This is a genomic window from Niveispirillum sp. GW835-FHT14G11, from assembly GCF_058793615.1.
The window spans coordinates 88,226-107,592 of sequence record NZ_JBXAFZ010000018.1; the positions used below are offsets into that span (position 1 = coordinate 88,226).

Here is a 19,367-nt window from a genome sequence, read left to right on the forward strand (position 1 = left end):
GGTTCTTGTTCCCCAATCAGATAACGCCACTGTCGCGCAACGTCTGCAATGTGACCGCGTCCAGCCCCAGTTCTTCTGTCAGCACCTGCAGCGTATGTTCGCCCAACATCGGCGGGGGCGCATACACCCGGATAGGGGTATCAGAGAAATTCAGCGGGCTGCGGATGACTGACAGGTCGGGTGCCAACGGGTGGCTGACTGGGGCCGCCATGCCGCGATGGCGTACCTGCGGGTCGGCGAAGACCTGACCGATATCGTTGATGGGGCCGCTGGGAATGCCGAACGCTTCCAGCCGCTCCAGCCATTCAGCGACAGTGAGACGGCGGAAAATGGCATCAAACGTGTCGGTCAGGGCGTCGCGGTTCTCCACGCGCAGGATGTTGGTGCGGAATTGCGGATGGTCGGCCAGGTCGGGCCGTTCCACCGCCTCGCACAGGCGCACATATTGCGCGTCGTTGCCGGCCGTCAGCATAATGGCGCCATCGGCGCACGGAAACAGGGTGGACGGCATGCCGCCATTGCCCTGCGTACCGCGCCGCACCGGCACCTCGCCGCTGGTCAGGTAGATCTGGGCATAGTGCGACAAAGCGGCGATGCCGCAATCCAGCAGGGCAACGTCGATGTGCTGACCCGTGCCCCCATTGGCGTCGCGACTATAGAGAGCCGCCAGGATGGCATTCGATACGTTCAGGCCCGTCAGCACATCGACGATGCTGGGGCCGACCTTCATGGGGCCGCCGCCTTGCTTATGATCGGGCAGCCCGGTCACGCTCATCAACCCGCACTGCCCCTGGAACACCGCATCATAGCCGGGCTTGGCGGCATAGGGACCGGTCTGTCCATAGCCAGTCACCGAACAATAGATGACGCACGGGTTCAGCGCCTTCACCGCCTCGTAATCCAGGCCATAGCGGGCCAGATCGCCGACCTTGTAATTCTCCAGAACGACATCGGCCCTGGCGGCCAGGGCACGGACAATCTCCTGTCCCTTGGGATGGGCGATGTTGACGGTCACGGACCGCTTGTTGCGGTTGGCCGACAGGTAGAAGGCATTTTCCCGCGTCGGCTTGCCGTCTGCGCCGGTCAGGTAGGGGGCGCCGAAGGCACGGGCATCGTCGCCATTGCCGGGCCGTTCCACCTTGATGACATCGGCGCCCAGATCGCCCAGCATCTGTGCGGCGAGCGGCCCCGCCAGCACCCGCGACAGGTCCAGCACCCGGATATTGTCCAAGGGCAGTCTTGCCATGGTCTGTCCTCCGCTCACAGCCGTTCAAAAATAGCGGCCACACCCTGTCCCCCACCGACGCACATGGTTTCCAACCCATAGTGGGCTTTCCGGCGCTGCATCTCATGCAGCAGCGTCACCATGATGCGCACGCCCGTGGCCCCGATCGGGTGGCCCAGCGAGATGCCGGAGCCATTGACGTTCAGCCGCGATGGGTCATCCCAGCCCCAGCCCTTCAGCACGGCCAGCACCTGCGCCGCGAACGCCTCGTTCAATTCGACAAGATCTATCTTGTCCCAAGACAGGCCGGTGCGGGCGAACAGTTTGGCGACGGCCGGGACCGGCCCGATACCCATGATGGCAGGATCGCAACCTGCGGACGACCAGCCGACCAGCCGGGCGACAGGCATGAGCCCAAGGGCAGCTGCGCGGTCTTCCGCCACCACCAGACAGGCGGCGGCAGCATCATTTTGCTGTGCGGCGTTGCCGGCGGTGACCGTGCCGCTCTTGATGATGGGACGCAGGGCCGACAGGCTTTCGATCGTGGTGTCACCGCGCACGCCCTCGTCCCTGTCGAACAGGTCGATGGCACCTTTGCGCCCCGGCACCGGTACAGGAACGATTTCGTCCGCGAACAGGCCCGCCTCCCAGGCGGCGGCGGCGCGGGTCTGGCTGCGTGCGGCGTAGGTATCGGCTTCCTCCCGGCTGATGCCGTCGCGCTTTGCGAGGTTCTCGGCTGTTTCGATCAAGCCGGAAATGGGGCCGAACCGCTCCACCGGCTGCGACCGCTCCCGCCCCCGGTCCAGCCGGTCATAGAAGGCGACGGTGCCAGCGCGGGCACCCTTGCGCATGCTAGTGCTGTAATATTCGATATTGCTCATGCTTTCGACCCCGCCCGCCAGCACAACATCGGCGGCACCGGTTTCCACCATCATCACAGCACTGGCGATGGACAGCAGGCCGCCGCCGCAGCGCCTGTCCACCTGGATGCCCGCCACCTCCAGCGGCAGGCCGGCGGCCAGTGCCGCCCAACGGCCGATGCAGGGGGCTTCGCTGTTGGCATAGGACTGGGCGAACACAACTTCATCGATGGTCGCGGGATCGATGCCGGATCGGTCGACAACAGCCCGTACGATATGGGCGGCCAGGGCTTCCGCCGGCATATCCTGCAACCGCCCCAGGAACTTGGCCACGGGCGTGCGCAGGGGGGTCGCGATGACGGCGCGTCTCATCTTTGTGAAGTCCGGTTCCGTTGAAACTCGTCCGGTGATTAGCGCATGGCATGCCGGCCTGTTCAGCCCCCCGGCCCATATCATCACGCTTGCGATGGCTGCGGCCGGACGCTTGTCCCTGTCGCCCGCTTGTCCCGATGGTGGGGGCATAGATGGCATGGGAGGCCCGTTGGTGGATATGGAACCTTTGCTGCGGCCGCTTCGGCTGCGCGGGCTGGAATTGCCCAACCGGGTGGTGATGGCGCCCATGTCGCGCTATGCCAGTCCCGGGGGCGTGCCCGGCGAGGATGTCGCCGCCTACTATGGCCGCCGGGCGACGCATGGCGTTGGGCTGATCGTGACCGAAGGGGTGGCGATCGATCACCCTTTGGCCGTCGACCATCCTAATGCCCCGCGTCTGTTCGGCGAGGATGCTCTGACGGGCTGGTCTCGTGTGGTGGATGCCGTTCACCAGGCTGGCGGGCGCATCTGGCCACAGCTCTGGCATCAGGGGCCGATGTGGAACGTGGAAAGTACGCAGCCAGGGCTGTCCGTGCCGTCCCTGCGCCCGTCGGGCATCTGGGGACCGGCGGATGGCACCATCTCCATTCCGGTGGCCGGGCGGGACGCGGCTCTGCCACCGACAATGCCGGCCAGCGACAGTGACATCCAGGATGTCATTGACGCCTATGGCAAAGCGGCGGCCAGCGTGCGCCGATTGGGGTTCGACGGTGTCGCCATCCATGGTGCGCATGGCTATCTGATCGACAGTTTCCTCTGGTCCTTCACCAACCGGCGGAATGACCGCTGGGGCGGGGATGTGGAACGGCGTTCGGCGTTCGGGGCGGCGGTGGTGCGCGCCGTGCGGGCGGCCGTGGGGCCGGACCTGCCCATCTGTCTGCGTCTGTCACAGTTCAAGATGCAGGATTACAGGGCGGTGCTTGCCGACAATCCGGATGACCTGGGCCGGCTGCTGCAGCCGTTGGCCGATGCGGGCGTGGACCTGTTCGATGGCAGCCAGCGCTATTTCGACACGCCGATCTTTGCCGGATCGCCGCTGAACCTGGCGGGATGGATGCGTCTTTTGACGGGGGTGCCATCCATGGCCGTGGGCGGTGTCGGTCTGGACAAGGCGCACGGCCCCGCCCGTCATATCGATGACAGTCAGCAGGCCGCCAATAATCTGGCCGCCCTGCTGGACCGGATGCGGGCTGGGGAGTTTGACCTGATCGCGGTTGGCCGGTCGCTGCTGAACGATCCCCGCTGGTTCGAACGGGCGCGGAGGGGACAGCCCTTCCTGCCGTTTGATCCCGCCAATCTGCAAAGGTTGACGTGATGGTGTCCTCTCTCGAACAGCGGCTGGACCGGGTGGAGTCCCATCTGGCCATCCAGCAATTGCCGGTGCGCTATGCCCTGGCCGTGGATGGCCGTGACATCGAAGCCTGGACCGGCCTGTTCGTGCCCGATGTCGATTGCGGCCGGCATGGCAAGGGACGTGATGTGTTGAGATCCATCATCACGCCGGCCTTGCGCAGCTTCTATCGCTCCGTCCACCTGATCTGTGGGCACCAGCTGGATTTCACTGATGCCGACCATGCCACCGGCGCCGTCTATTGTCGGGCAGAGCATGAGGAGGCGGGCCGCTGGATCACCATGGCCATCATTTATTTCGATGAATATGCCCGGGTGGATGGGGAATGGTTCTTCGTCCGGCGCCGGGAAAAGCACTGGTATTGCACCGATTGGGCTGACCGACCGAGTGCCCCCTTCAATGATTGGCCAGGGCGCGACCTGCCGCCGCGCCTGCCGGGCGATTTCCCCGGCTGGGTCGATTTCTGGCACGGGGTGGATGTGGCTGGCCTGACGGACATGCCCCTGGAAGGAGCGAAAAAATGACCCATGCGCAGCGTTTCACGGACCGTTCCGTTATCGTAACGGGTGGCGCCTCCGGCATCGGTCGGGCTACGGCCCTGGCGCTCGCGCGCGAAGGGGCGCGGGTGACCATCGGCGATCTGGACCAGGAAGGTGGGCAAGGGGTGGTGGCGGATATAGCTGTCCTGGGCGGCCACGCCCTGTTCCGGCGTACCGATGCGACGGTCGAGGATGATCTGGCCGCCCTAGTCGCGGCGGCCGTTGCAGCGCATGGCCCGCTGGCCCATGCCTTCAACAATGTTGGCCTGTCGCGCCATGGCGGGATGGAGGATATGTCGCGGACGGACTGGGACTGGACCCTGGCCGTGTCGCTGACATCGGTCTTCCTGTCCATGAAGCATGAACTGCCGGTGATGGCCGCGCGGGGCGGCGGGTCGATCGTCAATACCGCCTCCATGTCGGGCAAGATCGTCACGCCCGTCGCCTCGCCCGCCTATTGTGCGGCGAAGGCGGGGGTCGTGCATCTGACCGCCTATGCCGCACACAGCCATGCCGTCAAGGACATCCGGGTCAACAGTGTCTCGCCGGGGCTTGTCGCCACCCCCATCGTCACCCGCATGCTGACCCCCGAACAGCAGGTGGTGGTGGCGTCGGGATCGCAATTGATCGGCCGGGCCGTGACGCCGGAGGAGGTGGCTGCCACCGTCCTTTTTCTGCTGAGCGACGATGCCGCCATGATCACCGGCACGGATACGGAGGTCTGCGGCGGCCGGCGTCAGGGCTGAAGGATCAGAAGCATGATCCATTAAGGCTCCGGCGGTGGCATCGCTGGCGGCCCCTGGATCAGCCTTCCTATGATGCGGACCAGACATAGAGGCAACCCGATCCCAGGACCATGACGACATCATCCCACGCCGGTGCCGAAATCCCGGATGACATCCAGGACGCCATCCGCCGCCTGATCCGCTGGGCCGGCGACGATCCAGACCGCGAAGGCCTGCTTGACACACCGCGCCGGGTTGCCAAGGCCTGGAAGGAATATTGCCGGGGCTATGGTGACGATCCTGCCTTCCATCTGTCACGCATCTTTCATGAGGTCGGCGGCTATGACGAGATCGTGCTGCTGAAGGACATCCCGTTCCAGTCGCATTGCGAACACCATATGGCGCCGATCACCGGCAGGGCCCACATCGCCTATCTGCCCGACAGGCACGTTGTCGGCATCTCCAAGCTGGCCCGCGTGCTGCACGCCTTCGCCCGTCGGCTGCAGGTACAGGAAAGGCTGACGGCGGAGGTGGCGGACTGTATCTGGGAAAATTTGAAGCCGCTGGGCGTGGCCGTGGTGATCGAGGCGACCCATGGCTGCATGACCTCACGCGGGGTCAATACGCCGGGTGTCGTCATGAAGACCAGCCGCATGATGGGCGCGTTCCGCGATGACGAGAAAAGCCGCAAGGAAGTGCTGGCCCTGATGGGCGTTTGAACCAGGGGGCCTGAGGAGAGTTGACGATGCAGGATTGGAATGCACTGTCCGACGAGGCGTTCCGCGCCGCGGCACGCCAGTTCATCGAAACCCATTGCCCCGCCCATATAAGGCGCGGCGAGGAGCACGTGCGCTGGGAGCAGTCACAGGGCTGGTATGGTGCCATGGCCACCCATGGCTGGCTGGCCCCCGGCTGGCCGGTCGAACATAGCGGCATGGGGTTGAAACAAGCCAAGCACCTGATTTACCTGGAGGAGTGGGCCCGTGCCGGCATTTCCCGCGTCATGGAGCAGGGGGTGCTGAATGTCGGGCCCGTGCTGCTGGCCCATGGCACGCCGGAACAGGTCGCCTATTATCTGCCGAAGATCATCTCGGCAGAACACCTCTGGTGCCAGGGCTTTTCCGAACCGGGGGCGGGGTCCGACCTGGCGGCGCTGCGTACCGAGGCGCGGATCGAGGGCGATGAATTCATCATCAACGGCCACAAGATCTGGACCTCCGGTGCCGTCGACGCCAACCACATCTTCGTCCTGGCCCGCACCGACAAGAATGTGCGCAAGCAGGCGGGCATCAGCTTCATCCTGGTCGATATGCGCCAGCCGGGCGTGACCGTGAAGCCCATCGTCACCATCAATGGCGATGCCGAATTCGCCGAGGTGTTTCTCGACGATGTGCGCGCACCGGTGACCAATCTGGTCGGCGGCCTCAATAATGGCTGGAAGGTCGCGCAATCCCTGCTGGGGTTCGAACGGGTCTGGGCCGGTTCCCCCCACATGGGACGGCAGGCCATGGACCGGCTGGTGCGGGTAGCCCGTCTGGCCGGGCGTGACCGCGACCCGGTCACGCTGGACCGCATCGCGCAATTGCAGATCGACCTGGCCGACAATGCCGAGATGTATGAAAGACTGGCCCAGGAAATCCGCGCCGGCCATTCCTTCGGGTTCGAAGTGTCGACCCTGAAGATCGTGGCCACGGAGACCTATGCAAGGATCACGGAACTGACCCAGGAAATCGCCGCCGAGCGGGGCGGTCTGGGCGGCGAGGTGCCGTTCGATGACGGCACGGCCGACCTGCTGCGCGACTACCTGACGGCCCGGGCGCCCATGATCTATGGCGGCACCGTGCAGATCCACCGCAACATCCTGGCCAAGCGTGTGCTTGGCCTGCCGGGTTGAGGACATGATGGACCCGATTTCCACCGATGACAGCATGATCGCGGAACTGCGGGACGGCGCGCAGCGTCTGGTCGCCGACCGTGCCGACCATGGCCGCACCCGCCACCTGCGGCATACTCTGCCGGGCCATGATGCGGAACTGGCGGGCACTTTTGCCGAACTGGGCTGGTTCGGGGTGCTGGTGCCTGAGGCCGATGGCGGCATCGGCCTGGGTCTGGCCGAGATGGCGGCTCTGTTGCGGGAACTGGAAAAGGGCCTGATGGGCGAGCCCCTGCTAGCCCAGGCGGTGCTGGTGGCCCGTGTGCTGGTCCATGCGCCGGCCGGGCCGTCGCGATCGGGGCTGCTGGCAGGGTTGGCTGCGGGTGAAATCCGCCCCGCCCTGGCCCTGGATTTCGATGATGTGCTGCCCGCCGTGACCGCGACGGATGAAGGGGAGGGGTTCCGCCTGTCCGGTGCGGCCCTGTCTGTGGCCGGGGCGGCAGGGGCCACCCATCTTCTGGTGCCGGCGCGGCTGGACAAGGGGCATGGCCTGTTCCTGGTGCCGGTGGATGCGCCGGGGATCAGCCTGTCCTGGCTGTGGCGCGCCGATGACAGCCCCCTGGGCCAATTGACGCTGAACGGCGTGACCGTTCCGGATGAAGCGCTGCTGGCCCCGCCCAAGACGGCGGAGGCCGCGATCAACCGGGCCCTGGATGAAACCCGCGTGGTCGCCGCCGGCGCCTTGCTTGGCCTGGCCGAGCATATGCTGGCTATGACCCTGGACTACATGGGAATCCGCCGGCAGTACGACCAGTTGATCGGCAGTTTCCAGGCGTTGCAGCACAAGGCTGTCGATCTTTACATCGAGAAGGAACGGGCCGTGGCCGCCCTGGGCTTTGGCCTGTCACGGGCCGGCGACCCGGCGACCCTGCCGCTGGCGGCCCTACGGGCCAAGGGCCGCTGTTCGGAAGCGGCCAGCCGTATCGCCCGTGAAGCCATCCAGCTGCATGGCGCTATCGGCTTTACCGAGGAACATGATCTGGGCCTGTATGTGAAGCGGGCCTTGACCCTGTCGGCCTGGCTGGGCAATGCCGGGGAACAGCGGCGACGGTTCGTGTCCATGGGACTGGCCTTGGCCTGACGCAGGGGGGGGCGAGATGAGTGACGGGATCGATCTGACCGAACTGCGCCGGGGCTTCCGGGAGGTTCTGGACGCGGAGGCCGGGCCGGAGCGGGTGCGCCGCCATGTGCATAAGGGGGGGGCCTTCGACCACGATCTGGCCGCAACGGTTGCGGGACTGGGCTGGACCGCGTTGGGCGCGGCGGAGGCTGATGGTGGGCTGGGTCTTGGCCTGCCTGCCCTGTCCGTCCTGCATGAGGAGTTGGGGCGCGGGCCTGCCTGCCTGCCCCTGATGACAACATTGCTGGTCATCGACGCCCTGAAAGACGCATCGGATGCGGTGCGGGGGCGATGGCTGGCGCCGCTGATGTCGGGCGATCTCTTCGCCGCGCTGGCGCTGGATGTGGACCTGCCGGTGGGTGACCGGATCACCGGGCGGGTTGCACATGTGCTGCACGGAGATGTGGCGGGGCTGTTCCTGCTGTCCACTCTGGACGGGCGCTATCTGCTGGTCCCGCGTGAGGCTGCGGGCTTGACAGTCCAGCCGACGCCCCTGGTCGACCGGACGCGGGGGGCAGCCAGTCTGGAACTGTCTGATACGCCGGTCCTGGCGGTCCCGGTCGATGGCGCGGCCCTGCGCCGGCATGCGGCCCTGGCGCTGGCCTGCGACAGTATCGGGGGCGCAGATGCCATTCTGGAAAGGACGGTCGAGTACCTGAAGATTCGTACCCAGTTCGGGCAGCCGATCGGCGGGTTCCAGGCGCTGAAGCACCGCGCTGCCAATCACAAGCTGCGGCTGGAATCCGCCCGCGCCCTGGTTGATCTGGCTGTGCGGGCCGATGGGGACGGGCGGCGGTCCCTGGCCCTGGCGCATCTGGCCCGTGCCCAGGCGGTGGAAGCCTATGCCACCATTGCCGACGATGCCGTGCAGCTGCATGGCGGCATCGGCTTTACCTGGGAACATGAATGCCACCATTACCTGAAACGCGCCTGGTTGAACCGGGCGCTGTTCGGGGGGGAGGAAGTGGCGCTGGACGCTGCTGCTGCCCTGTTGACGGAGGACGTCGCATGACGACCCATCCATTGCCGCTTGATCACCTGCATGACGAGGCTGCGTTCCGGGCGGCGCTGCGGCAATGGCTGGCCGCTGTGCTGCCGGCCGACTGGAAAGGCAAACTGGTCGCGGCACCGGAGGCGGATTATGTCACGTTCCAGCATTGGTGGTTCGATCAGTTGCGCCGGGTCGGTTTGGCCACCCCGCATTGGCCGCGCGCCTGGGGCGGGGAGGAATTGTCGTTGCGCAATGCCGTGATCCTGAATGAGGAACTGGCCCGCGCCGATGCCCCGCGCCCGGACATGTTCACCATTTCCCTGTTCCATCTGCCGGCGACCCTGTTCGCCCATGGCACGGCCGAACAGCGCGACCGCTATCTGGCGGGTGTCCGGGATCATGGGGAGGTCTGGTGCCAGGGTTTCTCCGAACCGGGGGCGGGGTCCGATCTGGCTTCCCTGCGCACGAAGGCGGAGAAGCGGGAAACCGCGGATGGCCGCACCATCTATGTGGTCAATGGCCAGAAGGTCTGGTCCTCCTATGGCATGTATGCCCGCTATTGCCTGCTGCTGGTCCGCACCAATCCGCAGGCGCCCAAAAAGCAGGCCGGCATTTCCTATTTCATCCTGGATATGGACAGCCCCGGTGTCACCCGCCGGCCGATCCCTCAGATCAATGGTGGGGCGGAATTCTGCGAACTGTTCCTGGACGACGTGGAAATCCCGGCGGAAAACCTGATCGGGGCGGAAAATGACGGCTGGCGCATCGCGCAATCCACCCTGTCGGCCGAACGCGGCCTGATCATCGTGGATCTGGCGGCCCGGCTGCAATTCGGGATGGACATGGTTCTGGCCGATGCCGGGGCGGGCAAGGTGGCGTGGTGGATGGATATTGCCCATCGCCGCGCCTATATGCGGCTCTATGCCCGGCTGCTGGCCGTGCGCGCCATCATCGACCGGATGATGGCGGAGGTGATCGTCGACCCGCATATGGGCCAATCACCCCTGCCCAGCTATGTGAAGCTGCTCTATTCCGAACTGCTGCACGACCATTGGGCCTTCATGCTGGCGCGGGGCGGGATGGAGGCGCAGGTGGCGATGCCCCGGATGACGGGCGACAGCAACCAGACAACCGACAGCTATGACGCCTATCTCTGGTCCTATGCCTGGACCATTTCCGGTGGCACCAACGAGGTGCTGAAGAATGTCCTGGCCGAACGTGTGCTGGGTCTGCCGCGCTGACGCGGAACATCGACAGGGGAGGAATTCATGGCTCAATTGAAGGGCAAGGTCGCCATCGTCACCGGTGGCGGCCAGGGGGTGGGGCTGGGCATCGCCACGGCGCTGGCCGGGGCCGGGGCATCGCTGGTTATCACAGGCCGTAACGCGGCAAAGCTAGAGGCGGCGGCGGCCGGCCTTCGCACCCTTGGGAGTGAGGTTGAATGCGTCGCGGCTGACGTTCGCTGCCGCGCCGATGCGCAACGGGTGGTGGCCGCCGCCATCGCCCGCTTCGGCCGGCTGGATGTGCTGGTCAACAATGCCCAAAGCTCCCACCCCGGCCAGAAGCTGGAGGAGATCGACGATGACACCATCGCCCTGACATTGGAGAGCGGCCCCGTCGGCACGCTCTACCATATGCAGGCGGCCTTTCCCCATCTGAAGGAGCAGGGCGGGTCGATCATCAATCTGGGCTCACGCGAGGGTATCCATGGCGGACCCGGCTTCGGCATCTATGCCGCTGCCAAGGAAGGGGTGCGGGCTTTGTCGCGTGTGGCGGCCCGTGAATGGGGTCGCTATGGCATCCGGGTGAATGTCATCTGCCCGGCCGCCCTGAGCCCCATCGCGGTCACGTATCTGGCGGAACATCCGCAGGAAGCGGAGATGTACCGCAAGGAGATCGCGCTGGGCCGCTTCGGCGATCCGGCCGCCGATATCGGGCCGGTCGCGGTGTTCCTGGCCGGCGATGACAGCCGCTATGTCACCGGCCAGACCATCAATGCCGATGGCGGTTTGATGATGTTGTGAAGGCGGGGGGAGGGTGGGACGGGCGGCCCCTTATCGCCCGTCCTCCCGGATCAAATCAGCCGCACGCCAGCCGATGGCCATGATGGGGCCGTTGGTGTTGGCCGACACCATGGTTGGCATCACCGACCCGTCGACGACGCGCAAGCCGCTGACGCCATGTACCCGCAGGCGGGCATCAACGGCGCCCCGCGACGGGTCGCCGATGCGGCAGGTGCTGCTGGCATGGTATCCGGCCTGTCCATGGGATTTGAAGACCGACACGATGTCGTCGTCGCTGTCGACGCCCGGCCCCGGTGCTGTTTCCGCGCCCACCAGACCCGCCAGGCTGGGATGGCGCATCCATTCGCGGATGAAGCGGAAACCAGCGATGGTCACCTGCCGGTCATAGGGATCGGCCAGATAGTTCGGCCTGATCGCCGCCGGCAATGCGGGGTCACTGGACCGGATGCGGATGCTGCCTTCGCTGCGCGGCCGCAGGGGATAGGCGAACAGGTGCAGCCCGTGCGCCTTTTCAAAGCCGATGCCCTTTGAATTGACTTCCAGCGAATAGGGGGCGGCCAGCAGTTCCGTGTCGGGGCGCCCCGCACGGTCGACGGCATTGATGAAGGCGGCGGCCTGATAGGCGCCGGCCGCCATGATGCCACGCCGGAACAGCAGATATTTCAGTGTGTTGGCGACAAGCCGCCAGCCATTGAATTCCAGGTTCTGGCTGTGGGGTTGCAGCATCCGGTACTGCATCATCAGCAGCCGGTGTTCCAGCATGTGCTCCCCCACATGGGGATTGTCGGCCACCACGGGCACATGCAGGTCGCGCAGCAGGCCGGCCGGCCCCACGCCGGAAAGCTGCAGCAAGCGGGGCGTGTGCAGGGCACCTGCCGACAGGATCACCTCCCGCCCGGCCAGGAACCTGCATTCCCCCGCGGCATTACGGCCTGCCACGCCGATGGCGCGCGTGCCCTGGAACAGTAGCCGTTCGATGGTCGTACCGGTGACGACAGTCAGGTTCGGGCGGTTGCGCGCCGGCTTCAGGAAGGCCTGGGCCGCACTGGACCGCCGGCCCTTGTGAATGGTGCGCGGGGCGGGGCCGATGCCGGTCTGATCGGAACGGTTCAGATCCGGCTTGTAGGGGATGCCCATCGCCGCGCCGGCATCGACCAGCGCGCGGGACAAGGGGTCCAGCGCCGTCGGGACGGAGACCTTCAGCGGCCCGTCGGTGCCGCGTTCACCATCGGCACCCAGCGCGTGACTTTCCATGGCCTGGAAGCAGGATCGCATTGACGCCCAGTTCCAGCCGGTGGCCCCCAGGTCCGCCCATTCGTCGTAATCTTCCGGCTGTCCCCGGAAATACATCATGCCGTTGACGGCGCTGGACCCGCCCAGCACCTTGCCCCGCACCCAGGTTTCCGACGGGATGCCCTCTCCGGCGTCGGTCTGGAAGAACCAGACATGCTTGGGATCGGACAGCAGTTTGCCGAAACCCTTGGGCATATGCACCAGCGGGCTGCTGTCCGGCGGCCCCGCCTCGATCAGCAGGACGGAGACGCCGGGCTGTTCCGACAGCCGGTTGGCCAGCACACAGCCGGCGGAGCCGGCGCCGACAATGACATAGTCGAAGGAGGGCGATGTCGTGGTCAAGGTGGGGGCTCCCAGCGGTCAGGACAGGCCGAGGGCGGCGCGGATCGCGTCCCCCACCAGGGTGCGGCTGTCCTGGTCCAGCGTATAGGCATCGAACATGCGATTATGGCAGAAGGCAACGGCCAGCCGCCGGTCGGGATCGGCCCAGCCCAGCGATCCGCCCATGCCCGGATGACAGATGGCGCGCGGATTGCGCGGGGCGGAAATGGGCGGATTGTCGCCGCCCAGCCAGTAACCGCCAAGGCCGATGGGCACCTGCATCCCGAAAAACACCGGGTCCGGCCCGAAATCGGGACGCGGCGTGCTGAACCACGCCACCTGGTCGGCCGACAACAGGCGCCGCCCCTGGAATTCCCCGCCATTGGCCAGCATGGCGAACAGCTTCGCCTGGCTGCGGGCGTTGGAGATGCCGCCGACGGCGGGGATGCAGGCCTGCTGCACGGCGGGGCGGGAGAAGGGTTCAGGCATCAGATCCACCTGCATGGGGCAGGTGACGCGGTAAAGCGTGCCATCCTGTGCCACCTGCACCGCGCTGTCATCCAGCGTGGCCACCCGGTGCGCCTGGGCCGGCGGCAGGCCCAGCCAGAAATCCGGCGCGCCCAGCGGCAGCAGGATTTCCTCCCGCACGAAGGAGCCGAAGGGGCGGCGGCGGGCATCGGTGCGCCGGACCAGTTCCCCCAATATCCAGCCGAAACTCATCGACTGATAGCCGCTTTGCGTGCCCGGCTCGAACAGGGGCGGCTGTGCCGCCAGCCAGCTCACCATCCAGTCCCAGTCGCACATCTGATCGACCGTCACATCGGCCGGGAGTTGCATCAGACCGGAACAATGGGTCAGCACCTGGGCGACGGTCAGCTTTTCCTTTCCCGCTGCTGCAAATTCCGGCCAATAGCGGGCGATGGGGGCGTCATAATCCAGGCGGCCATTCTCCGCCTGGATATGCACGGCGGTCGCCGTCAGTGCCTTGGAAACGGAGAAGATATTGAACAGCGTGTCGGCGGTCATCGGGGCACCGCCGGGGGCAGCATGCCCGCTCCAGCAATCGACCACCAGTTCATCGCCCAGATATGCCGCCACCTGCACGCCGATTTCTCGCCCGTCGGCGACAAGCTGGTCCAGAAGTGATTGCACGGCGCGGTTGGCGGCATGGTCGGTGATGGGGGATGTCATGATCGCTTGAACTCCCAAATCAGGCCGGATCGAACCGGACATGCACCTCATGCGGGCCGCGCAGCGCGAAGCCGACGACCTCCGGTGCCGGATGGTCGGGATCGGCCCGCAGGCCGGGAAGCCGGTCCAACAGGGCGTTCAGCGCCACCGTCATTTCCATGCGCGCCAGATGCTGGCCGATGCAGATATGGCGGCCATGGCCGAATGGCATGTGGCCCGTGGGCTTGCGGAAAATGTCGAACCGGTCGGGGTCGGGGAAGGCGTTTTCATCCCGGTTGGCGGCACCCAGCATGACCAGCACATGGTCGCCCGGCCGCATGGTGACGCCCGCGATTTCGATCTCCCGCGTCGGCGTGCGCGAAATGCCCGGCACGGGGGCGTTCCAGCGCAAACCTTCCTCCAGCGCCTGGGGCACCAGCGACCGGTCCTGCCGCACCGCCTCCAACTGGTCGGGGTGGGTCAGCAGGGCGGCCAGCACGCTGGAAAAACCGTGATAGGAAGTGTCGCCGCCGGCATTCATCAATTGCCTAAAAAAGGCGATGACGATGTCGTCCTCCAACTCCCCGCCAGGGCCGGACAGGCGGGCCAGATTGCTGATCAGGTCGGTTTCGGACAGTGGGTGCGCACGCCGGTGATGGACGATGGCGGTCAGATATTCCTTCAGCTTGGTGATGGCATCCATGCCATGTTCATGGTCGAAGATGATGCCGATCTGTCCGAAGGCCAGCTTGTGGAAGATGGCCCGGTCCTCTTCCGGCAGGGCCATCAGTTCATGGATGAAATGGAAGGGGAAATGCAGCGTGAACTGGCTGACCAGTTCCGCCTTGCCGTCACCCGCGAACCCGTCGATCAGGCGATGGATCATGCGGGGGATCATGTCCTTGCCCCATTCCTCCACCATCTTGGGGTTGAAGGCCTTCTGGAACAGGCGGCGATTGTCGAAATGCGTCTGCCCGTCCATCGTGGTGACGGAGCGCCCGAAATAGACGCCCAGATTGTTCTCGTACACTGTGTTGGAGAACGTCCGGGAGTCGGCCAGTACCGCCGTCGCCTCCGCATGGCCCAGCACCGCGACATGTCGCAGATGCTTCATGGTCAGGTCGGGATAGAGGCCGAAATGTACCCGTATATCCCCGTCGAACACCGGCGACAGGCGGCGCAGCCGCGCCAGTTCCGGGTAACAGTCGCGGATGCGGTATTCACCCCCCAACGTCCCCATGGCGTTGAACGGGTCATAATCCGGATCGTCGAAATCGCGGATGCGGGGAATGGCGTGGGTATCCATGGTGTTCTCCGCCGGCTCAACTGATCAGGAAGCCGCCATCGACGGCCAGCAAATGCCCCGTCACGAAGCGGGAGGCATCGGATGCCAGGAACAGGCAGGCATTGGCGATGACCTGCGGGTCGGCATTCTCGCCCCCCAGAGGGACGCGGCCCGGCTGCAGGAAGGGGCCGCGCAACGGGTCGCCAACCTGGGTGGACGCGATGGCCGCTTCTGTTGCGATGCCGCCCGGCAGGATGGCGTTCACGCGGATACGGAACTCCGCATATTCCAGGGCCAGCGATTGGGTCAGCGCGTTCAACGCGGCCTTTGACATGCCATACTGGATATTGTCGTAGATGCCGGCCTTCAGCGAGGTGACGGAGGAGATGTTGATGATGGAACCGCCGCCCGTCGCCTTCATGCGGCGCACACTTTCCTGTGTGCATTGAAAGACCCCGCGCACATTGATGGCGTGCATGCGGTCCAGGAATTCGGGCGTCGCCTTCTCGAAATTGCAGCGCGGATAGATCGCGGCACAGTTCAACAGAATGTCGATGCGCGGAAAGACGGCGTCCAGGCTGGCGAAGGCCGCCTGGATGCTGTCGGGATCGCCCTGGTCCATGGCGATGGCGGTGGCTTGTCCGCCGGCATCGCGCACCTGGGCCGCGAATTCCTCGGCCTTGGCGATATTCAGGTCCAGGGCGGCGACATGGGCGCCGGCCGCCGCGAACAGTTCGGCCGTGCGGCGGCCGATGCCGGTGGCGGCACCGGTGACGATGGCATTGCGGCCGGCAAGGCCGAACAGATTGCCCAGTAGGGGCAGGTCGATGGACATGCGATCCTCCGATATATTTTGTGTTCAGGCGCCGACCGGCCAGAACAGTTCCAGGCTCAGCACTCCGTTCACCATGCCGGTGGCCAGCCGCGGTTTCGTGCCGGGCTTGATCTGGAAATCCGGGATGCGCCGCAGCCATTCGGTGAGGAAGGCCTTGATCTCCCGCCGGGCCAGCACGGCACCGGGGCAGGTATGGGGGCCGTTGCCGAAGGTGGCGTGCGGAACCGGGAAGGGGCGGGTGAAATCCACGCGCAACGGGTCTTCCACCTTACGTTCATCCAGGCCGTACAGAAGATTGGGGGGCAGGATCATGTCGCCGGCCCGCAGTTGCACGCCCTTGAATTCCATGTCGTGGGTGACGACACGCGCGGTATTGGCCACACCGTGCCGGCGCAGCAATTCCTCGATCGCCCCTTGCATGAAGCCGCTATCGTCCAGCCCGTCGCGCAACTGCCGGCGGTGGTCCGGGTTGCGGGCCAGGAAATTGGCGATGAAACCCAGGGAGGAGGCCACGGTATCCAGCCCGCCGAACAGAACCAGCGAGGCGAAAGCGACGGCCTCGGCCTGACTGATCCTCTCGCCATTGATATCGGCATTTACGATCTGGGACAGCAGATCCTCCCCCGGTTTGGCCCGTCTTGCGTCGATCCAGGGCATCAGATAGGCGGCGATGCCGGCATGGGCCCGGTGCCTTGCCTCCACGCTGGTGCCACGCACGGCATCCTCGGCCAGGGGCAGCAACAGCGTGCGGTCCGCGCGCGGCAGGTCGACCAGATCCAGGAAGACGGCGATGGGCAGGATCTTGGCGAAATCCTCGATGAACTCGCACTCCCCGCGCGGCTTCAGTTCCTCGACCAGTTGGATGGCTAGGTCGGTGATCTTGGCGTCCAGCGCGTTCACCACCTTGGGCAGCAGGGCGCGGGTCAGCGGTCGGCGATAGGCGGCATGTTCGGGCGGGTCGACCTCCAGCGGAATCTGCCTTGGGTATTCCGGCGGCATGGGCGGGATGGTGATACGCCGGTGGGAAAACCGCTCATGGTCGCGCTGGATCACTTCGATATCGTCGGCACGGGTCGCCACCCAGTGACCGCCATTGGCCGGCGTCCAGAAGATGTCCGGGTTGTTCTGCTGAAAGGCCCGATAGGCCAGCTGGATATCCTCGTCGGCGCCGGGCACGTCATAGATATCGAAATGCACGACGCGATCCGCCGGCACATGTTTCGGTCGCATAACCATGGCGCTCTCCCCCGTGACTGCTTCTTATGCAGTAACACTACATAGCGGGGGCGCCGATCAATCAGGATCGTTCGTGCCGCCGGCGAGGGCACGAACCATCATCAATCTGATATTCTCGACCAGTTTGTCGTTGGACGGGGCCCCGTCCGGAAACAGCCAGTCGCTGAACAGCACCGACGACAGCAGCATGCCCAGCGACAGACGTACGGCAATATCCGGATCAAAGGGGCATGGGCGGCCTTGCGACTGATGAAAGGCTTCAATTTGCGCAGCGGCGATGCGGAAATGCCGTCGCATGCCATCCAGCCGCTGTTCGGACCGTTCATCGGCTGTTTCAGCCAACCCCTTCATGGCGATATCGCAAAGAAGCTGACGGTTCTGCGTTAGAAACCCAACCATCTGGTTAAGTAACGCACGCCCCTCATTCGCGTCGACATTCCAGGTTTTTCCGGAATCCCGTGGCCCCAGCAACTGTGTTGCGAGAATATCAAAAGGGTCAAAAACAACCTCATCGAATAGACCGGCCTTACTCTTGAAGTGCCGGAAGAGCAACGTCTCACTCACGTCTGCCTGCCTCGCGATTTCTTTTGTTGTCGTCGCTGCATAGCCCATTTCGTTGAATTGCTTTTGTGCTGCAGCCACGATACGCGTCAAGATATCCTGTTGAGATCTGCGTCTGCGTCGGGAACCGGGCATATCTTTACCTGTCACGCGATCCTACCAATTTTTAAGATCACTAATAATCTCATTCATTTCTTAGCTGATTTCCACGCTTGCCGGAGCAAAATTCCTAGCTTTGCTTTGACATATCATATTTATGAAATGACTCTTATCCGGAAATAGGCTCCACCAGAGCTGAGATTCTGGTGGCTCTCATAATTACTTTATTGGTTTTATATTCAACTTTTTATAAACATAATGGATATGCCATTATGGCGTACATCAAAATCCGATATTGGTGCTGCATAGAAATGTATAACTGTATCATAGCGGTTTCTCCTCAATACAATCTGGGTCTTGACGCTGAATCGACTGCTCTGTACTGCATCTGTAATGCGCAAAGCCCGCCACCTGTTTGGCGATGAATCCAGACACCTTCTCTGCAGCGTTTCTGGGGTGTTGCGCCTCCTGCACGGTGGCGCCCCGCACAGGCTGGTCGACATTCACTTGGTCGACCTCGCTACGTTCGCGCTGTGCTTGAGCTGCGCGACTTTCCCTGGCAATCCGCTATCGGCCCCAAATCGGGCATAAGCTGATGACCGTAAGAATTTATAGATCAATTAAATATTCATGGAGAGATTGTCGTACCATCGGTCAAATCCCGCCCCCGCATCCAAAAAGCCCCGTAACCTCAATAGGTTACGGGGCTTTTTGCTGTCTGCGGCGCGGAAGCGGGCCAAAGCGTGGAAGCACGGGAATGAGCTAAGCGTTCTTTGGATAAGTCATTGCATACACATCCCAACGCACATCCAAAAATCCGGGTCGGTCAATGATGATATCTAGGTTTGAACCCTCTCTCGCCTGCACAAAATCGAACAACTGCCGCTTGCAGGCGGTACCAGCCACGCTCGCATCAGCATCGGACCCAAACTCAACATCAGACAGCGAAGCGTGCGGAGCGTCTGTATCTCCTCAGTCAAGGCCCTGCGAAGTTCATATTTGTATCGGGCCAGCTCATCCAGGCTGTAGCTTTTATTCTTCGTCACCGCTTCCAGAGCGTGCTGAATGAACAGCCGGGCCGCAGGCTTGGTGATGTCCGGGTGGGGAATGCCAAGATCAATCCAATTAACAAGCCGGGGTAAGGACCAAGCCGGTTCCTGTACCGCCATTGCAAGTTGATCGTGAAGCTGACCAACGAAGGCGATTTTCAGGGTTCCCTTGTCTGTGACGTCGATTTCCCAGGACTTGGTATCGCAATGGATGGTAAACTGGGCCGCAATCGGGCGTGGGTGGGACTATCGGGAATTCCGTGCTCGGCTGGGCGGTTTCAAATCAGGCGTTCATGGCCTATGTGAACCTGTCGCCGAACAGGACGGCCATCTGAGCCTTGGCGGCCATCCATTCACGGGTGGGCATTTTCCACTCTT

17 protein-coding genes are annotated in these 19,367 nt (G+C 64.2%); 9 read left to right on the plus strand and 8 right to left on the minus strand.

The window, feature by feature from the left end; translation table 11 throughout:
- Positions 1-16: 16 nt before the first annotated feature.
- Both AC1Q7F_RS26885 and AC1Q7F_RS26890 read right to left on the minus strand, forming a co-directional pair.
- Complete coding sequence (locus tag AC1Q7F_RS26885; protein WP_492511635.1) at positions 17-1,246, minus strand: CaiB/BaiF CoA transferase family protein; 1,230 nt, start codon at positions 1,244-1,246, stop codon at positions 17-19.
- 14 nt (positions 1,247-1,260) lie between these two features.
- The gene (locus AC1Q7F_RS26890; protein ID WP_492511636.1) at positions 1,261-2,457 is read right to left on the minus strand and encodes an acetyl-CoA C-acetyltransferase; all 1,197 of its coding nucleotides are present in this window, start codon (positions 2,455-2,457) and stop codon (positions 1,261-1,263) included.
- Positions 2,458-2,635: 178 nt separating this feature from the next.
- Between AC1Q7F_RS26890 and AC1Q7F_RS26895 the strand changes: the two genes are divergently transcribed.
- The 9 genes from AC1Q7F_RS26895 to AC1Q7F_RS26935 all read left to right on the plus strand — a co-directional run bounded on the left by AC1Q7F_RS26895 (position 2,636) and on the right by AC1Q7F_RS26935 (position 11,140).
- On the plus strand, positions 2,636-3,772 hold the full coding sequence (locus AC1Q7F_RS26895; protein ID WP_492511651.1) for an oxidoreductase: 1,137 nt from the start codon (positions 2,636-2,638) through the stop codon (positions 3,770-3,772).
- Complete coding sequence (locus AC1Q7F_RS26900; protein WP_492511637.1) at positions 3,772-4,332, plus strand: nuclear transport factor 2 family protein; 561 nt, start codon at positions 3,772-3,774, stop codon at positions 4,330-4,332. Before AC1Q7F_RS26895 ends, AC1Q7F_RS26900 begins: the two co-directional genes overlap by 1 nt.
- The gene (locus AC1Q7F_RS26905; RefSeq protein ID WP_492511638.1) at positions 4,329-5,093 is read left to right on the plus strand and encodes an SDR family NAD(P)-dependent oxidoreductase; all 765 of its coding nucleotides are present in this window, start codon (positions 4,329-4,331) and stop codon (positions 5,091-5,093) included. The genes AC1Q7F_RS26900 and AC1Q7F_RS26905 overlap by 4 nt, the downstream gene beginning before the upstream one ends.
- 110 nt (positions 5,094-5,203) lie before the next feature.
- Positions 5,204-5,791 (plus strand): GTP cyclohydrolase I FolE, encoded by a 588-nt coding sequence (gene folE / locus AC1Q7F_RS26910; RefSeq protein WP_492511639.1) that lies wholly within the window; start codon positions 5,204-5,206, stop codon positions 5,789-5,791.
- 26 nt (positions 5,792-5,817) lie between these two features.
- Positions 5,818-6,966, plus strand: a complete 1,149-nt coding sequence (locus AC1Q7F_RS26915) for an acyl-CoA dehydrogenase family protein (protein WP_492511640.1) — start codon at positions 5,818-5,820, stop codon at positions 6,964-6,966.
- Positions 6,967-6,970: 4 nt separating this feature from the next.
- A complete protein-coding gene (locus tag AC1Q7F_RS26920) occupies positions 6,971-8,086 on the plus strand; it encodes an acyl-CoA dehydrogenase family protein (RefSeq protein WP_492511641.1) in 1,116 nt (371 codons plus the stop codon).
- 16 nt (positions 8,087-8,102) lie between these two features.
- Positions 8,103-9,137 carry an acyl-CoA dehydrogenase family protein gene (locus tag AC1Q7F_RS26925; protein ID WP_492511642.1) on the plus strand — a complete coding sequence of 345 codons (1,035 nt, stop codon included), beginning with the start codon at positions 8,103-8,105 and terminating at the stop codon, positions 9,135-9,137.
- Positions 9,134-10,357: an acyl-CoA dehydrogenase family protein gene (locus AC1Q7F_RS26930; RefSeq protein WP_492511643.1), complete on the plus strand. Its 1,224-nt coding sequence runs from the start codon at positions 9,134-9,136 to the stop codon at positions 10,355-10,357. Before AC1Q7F_RS26925 ends, AC1Q7F_RS26930 begins: the two co-directional genes overlap by 4 nt.
- A 27-nt stretch (positions 10,358-10,384) precedes the next feature.
- Positions 10,385-11,140 carry an SDR family NAD(P)-dependent oxidoreductase gene (locus tag AC1Q7F_RS26935; protein WP_492511644.1) on the plus strand — a complete coding sequence of 252 codons (756 nt, stop codon included), beginning with the start codon at positions 10,385-10,387 and terminating at the stop codon, positions 11,138-11,140.
- 30 nt (positions 11,141-11,170) lie between these two features.
- Here AC1Q7F_RS26935 and AC1Q7F_RS26940 read toward each other — a convergent pair whose 3' ends face one another.
- Genes AC1Q7F_RS26940 through AC1Q7F_RS26965 form a run of 6 tightly spaced genes read right to left on the minus strand, consistent with a single transcriptional unit; the run spans position 11,171 to position 17,934 of the window.
- Positions 11,171-12,775, minus strand: coding sequence for a GMC family oxidoreductase (locus AC1Q7F_RS26940; protein ID WP_492511645.1), 1,605 nt, complete (start codon positions 12,773-12,775; stop codon positions 11,171-11,173).
- 18 nt (positions 12,776-12,793) lie between these two features.
- Positions 12,794-13,945 carry a serine hydrolase domain-containing protein gene (locus AC1Q7F_RS26945; protein WP_492511646.1) on the minus strand — a complete coding sequence of 384 codons (1,152 nt, stop codon included), beginning with the start codon at positions 13,943-13,945 and terminating at the stop codon, positions 12,794-12,796.
- 19 nt (positions 13,946-13,964) lie between these two features.
- A complete protein-coding gene (locus AC1Q7F_RS26950) occupies positions 13,965-15,230 on the minus strand; it encodes a cytochrome P450 (RefSeq protein ID WP_492511647.1) in 1,266 nt (421 codons plus the stop codon).
- Between the two features lie 16 nt (positions 15,231-15,246).
- Complete coding sequence (locus tag AC1Q7F_RS26955) at positions 15,247-16,044, minus strand: SDR family NAD(P)-dependent oxidoreductase (protein ID WP_492511648.1); 798 nt, start codon at positions 16,042-16,044, stop codon at positions 15,247-15,249.
- A 24-nt stretch (positions 16,045-16,068) separates the two neighbouring features.
- Positions 16,069-17,280 carry a cytochrome P450 gene (locus tag AC1Q7F_RS26960; RefSeq protein ID WP_492511649.1) on the minus strand — a complete coding sequence of 404 codons (1,212 nt, stop codon included), beginning with the start codon at positions 17,278-17,280 and terminating at the stop codon, positions 16,069-16,071.
- A 57-nt stretch (positions 17,281-17,337) separates the two neighbouring features.
- Positions 17,338-17,934, minus strand: a complete 597-nt coding sequence (locus AC1Q7F_RS26965) for a TetR/AcrR family transcriptional regulator (RefSeq protein ID WP_492511650.1) — start codon at positions 17,932-17,934, stop codon at positions 17,338-17,340.
- Positions 17,935-19,367 lie beyond the last annotated feature (1,433 nt).

Bases quoted from the DNA above. Each gene is read 5' to 3' on its own strand.
- AC1Q7F_RS26885 (WP_492511635.1), bottom strand. From the start codon at position 1,246: ATGGCAAGACTGCCCTTGGACAATATCCGGGTGCTGGACCTGTCGCGG.
- AC1Q7F_RS26945 (WP_492511646.1), bottom strand. From the start codon at position 13,945: ATGACATCCCCCATCACCGACCATGCCGCCAACCGCGCCGTGCAATCA.
- AC1Q7F_RS26890 (WP_492511636.1), bottom strand. From the start codon at position 2,457: ATGAGACGCGCCGTCATCGCGACCCCCCTGCGCACGCCCGTGGCCAAG.
- AC1Q7F_RS26955 (WP_492511648.1), bottom strand. From the start codon at position 16,044: ATGTCCATCGACCTGCCCCTACTGGGCAATCTGTTCGGCCTTGCCGGC.
- AC1Q7F_RS26905 (WP_492511638.1), top strand. From the start codon at position 4,329: ATGACCCATGCGCAGCGTTTCACGGACCGTTCCGTTATCGTAACGGGT.
- AC1Q7F_RS26925 (WP_492511642.1), top strand. From the start codon at position 8,103: ATGAGTGACGGGATCGATCTGACCGAACTGCGCCGGGGCTTCCGGGAG.
- folE (WP_492511639.1), top strand. From the start codon at position 5,204: ATGACGACATCATCCCACGCCGGTGCCGAAATCCCGGATGACATCCAG.
- AC1Q7F_RS26895 (WP_492511651.1), top strand. From the start codon at position 2,636: ATGGAACCTTTGCTGCGGCCGCTTCGGCTGCGCGGGCTGGAATTGCCC.
- AC1Q7F_RS26900 (WP_492511637.1), top strand. From the start codon at position 3,772: ATGGTGTCCTCTCTCGAACAGCGGCTGGACCGGGTGGAGTCCCATCTG.
- AC1Q7F_RS26920 (WP_492511641.1), top strand. From the start codon at position 6,971: ATGATGGACCCGATTTCCACCGATGACAGCATGATCGCGGAACTGCGG.
- AC1Q7F_RS26915 (WP_492511640.1), top strand. From the start codon at position 5,818: ATGCAGGATTGGAATGCACTGTCCGACGAGGCGTTCCGCGCCGCGGCA.
- AC1Q7F_RS26950 (WP_492511647.1), bottom strand. From the start codon at position 15,230: ATGGATACCCACGCCATTCCCCGCATCCGCGATTTCGACGATCCGGAT.
- AC1Q7F_RS26930 (WP_492511643.1), top strand. From the start codon at position 9,134: ATGACGACCCATCCATTGCCGCTTGATCACCTGCATGACGAGGCTGCG.
- AC1Q7F_RS26960 (WP_492511649.1), bottom strand. From the start codon at position 17,280: ATGGTTATGCGACCGAAACATGTGCCGGCGGATCGCGTCGTGCATTTC.
- AC1Q7F_RS26935 (WP_492511644.1), top strand. From the start codon at position 10,385: ATGGCTCAATTGAAGGGCAAGGTCGCCATCGTCACCGGTGGCGGCCAG.